The following is a 1,895-nucleotide window of genomic DNA, read 5'->3' on the forward strand; positions in this document are numbered from 1 at the left end:
ACAGACGCTGCAAAAATAGCTGCAGTAATAGCAGCCGTACAACATCATAAAAATCTAAAGGGTTAAAATATATGTCTAAAAAATATATAGATATTATGGATACAACTTTTAGAGATGGATTTCAATCTGTCTTTGGAGGAAGAGTCCTAATGAATGATTTCTTTCCAGCTGTACATGCTGCAAAAGAAGCTGGAATAACTCACTTTGAGTTTGGTGGAGGAGCTAGATTCCAATCTTTATTCTTCTACTTGCAAGAAAACGCATTTGAAATGATGGATAAGTTTAGAGAAATAGCAGGTCCAAATGCAAACCTTCAAACTTTAGCTCGTGGTATAAATACTGTTATGTTAGATACAGGTTCAAGAGAACTAATAGACTTACATGCAAAAATGTTTGCTAAACATGGAACAACAACAATTAGAAACTTTGATGCTTTAAATGATGTTCAAAACCTTGAGTATTCTGCTGAATGTATTAAAAAATATGGATTAAAACATGAAGTTGTTGTTACACTTATGGATTTACCACCTGATTGTTTTGGTGCACATGATGTTCCTTTTTATGAAAAGACTTTAAGAAATATTCTTGATAGTGGACTTCCTTATGATTCAATCTGTTTTAAAGATGCTTCTGGAACTTCATCTCCTCAAAAAGTATATGAAACAATTCAAATGGCAAGAAGACTTGTAGGTAATGATACACATATCAGACTTCATACTCATGAAACAGCTGGTGTTTCAGTTGCATGTTATTTAGCTGCTTTAGATGCAGGTGCTGATGGTATAGATTTAGCTGCTTCGCCTGTTAGTGGTGGAACTAGCCAACCTGATATTCTTACTATGCTTCATGCTGTAAAAGGTAAAAATTATGATTTGGGTGGTTTAGAAATAAATAAAATTCTAAAATACCAAGAAATATTAAACCACTGTTTAAAAGACTACTTTATTCCCCCTGAAGCTACTCAAGTTTCTCCTTTAATTCCTTTTTCTCCAATGCCAGGTGGTGCATTAACAGCAAACACTCAAATGATGAGAGATAATGGAACTTTAGATAAATTTCCACAAGTTATTAAAGCAATGCAAGAAGTTGTTGAAAAAGGTGGATATGGTACATCTGTAACTCCTGTTTCTCAATTTTATTGGCAACAAGCTTACGCAAATGTGATGTTTGGTCCATGGAAACAAATAGCTCCTGGTTATGGGAAAATGGTTTTAGGATACTTTGGTAAAACTCCGGTTGCTCCTGATGCTGAAGTTGTAAGACTAGCTAGTGAAAAATTAAAACTTGAACCAACAACTGAAAATCCTTTGGATATAGCTGATAGAGATGAAAAGAAAAAAATCTCTGTTTGGAAACAAAGATTAGAAATTGAGGGTATTGAAACAAGTGATGAGAATATTTTTATAGCAGCAGCTTGTGATGAAAAAGGAATAGCATTTTTAAAAGGTGAATCACCATTAAATGTTAGAAAGATTAATGATAAGAATTGTAAATTAGGAGAAAATAAAATGGCTAATGCAAGTGGAAATTATACAGTAGTAGTAGATGGACAAAAGTTCAATGTAACAGTAGCTGAGGGAAATGCAAATATTCAAGTAACACCTGTTGTTAATACAGTTCAAACTCCAGTAGTTACAGCAGCACCTGTTGCAGTAACACCTGCTGCTTCTGTTTCAGGAACAGCAATACCAGCTGCTGTAAATGGAGCTGTTTGGAAGATTCTTGTAAAAGAAGGTGATAGAGTTGAAGTTGATCAACAAATAATGATATTAGAAGCTATGAAAATGGAAATAGATATAACATCTCCAGTTTCAGGAGTTGTATCTAAAATCTTAGTTAATACTACTGATTCTGTTGAAGAAGGAGAAACATTAGCCATTATTGGTTAGTGTTAA

At 33.6% G+C, this 1,895-nt stretch carries 1 protein-coding gene; it reads left to right on the top strand.

Going from position 1 to position 1,895, the window contains the following annotated elements; genetic code table 11:
* Window positions 1-71 precede the first annotated feature (71 nt).
* A complete protein-coding gene (locus tag B0174_RS11965) occupies window positions 72-1,889 on the top strand; it encodes a biotin/lipoyl-containing protein (protein WP_108561325.1) in 1,818 nt (605 codons plus the stop codon).
* The last annotated feature ends 6 nt before the right edge of the window (window positions 1,890-1,895 follow it).

Origin of the sequence: Arcobacter caeni (assembly GCF_003063245.1) — a bacterium.
GTDB classification, from domain to species: Bacteria; Campylobacterota; Campylobacteria; order Campylobacterales; family Arcobacteraceae; genus Aliarcobacter; species Aliarcobacter caeni.

Excerpts from the sequence above, each read along its gene's own strand:
- B0174_RS11965 (WP_108561325.1), top strand. The coding sequence starts at position 72 with ATGTCTAAAAAATATATAGATATTATGGATACAACTTTTAGAGATGGA.